The organism is Streptomyces beijiangensis (genome assembly GCF_017315755.1).
GTDB lineage: Bacteria > Actinomycetota > Actinomycetes > Streptomycetales > Streptomycetaceae > Streptomyces > Streptomyces beijiangensis.
In genome coordinates, this window is sequence record NZ_JAFLRJ010001433.1 from 1 (window position 1) to 541 (window position 541).

General features: G+C 76.9%; 1 protein-coding gene. It reads right to left on the minus strand.

The window, feature by feature from the left end:
* A partial coding sequence (locus J0695_RS42155) for a PfkB family carbohydrate kinase (protein WP_242553816.1) occupies nt 1-541 on the minus strand: 541 nt, incomplete at both ends.

Genomic DNA, 541 nt, shown 5'->3' on the forward strand with positions numbered 1-541 from the left:
GTAGCGGGCCTCGTGCTCGTTGACCACCAAGGGGTCGCAGGCCGCCAGCACGTCGGCGGGAAGCGGCGCCGGCGGCGACGGGTTGAGCACGACCCGCGTACCGGAGCCCGAAGCGGCCCGGGCCACCGCCGCGACCGTCTCCAAGGGGATCTCCAGTTGGAGGGAGACGACCGCGGCGGCGGCCAGCGACGCCTCGGCCGCCGCCACGTCCTCGGGTGTGAGCCGCGCGTTGGCGCCCGGCGAGACGACGATGCTGTTGTCGCCCGCCGGGTCCACCGTGATGAGGGCGACGCCTGTGGGCGCACCGCCCACCAGCAGCGTGGAGGTGTCGGTGCCCGCTTCGCGCTGCGCTTCGCGCAGCATCCGCCCGTGCGCGTCGTCGCCGACGCGCGCCAGCAGCCCCGTGCGGGCGCCGAGCCGGGCGGCTGCCGCCGCCTGGTTGGCGCCCTTGCCGCCCGGGCTGGTGACGAGGTCCGTGCCGAGCACGGTCTCGCCCGCGGCCGGGCGGCGCTCCACACCGATCACCAGGTCGGCGTTGGCC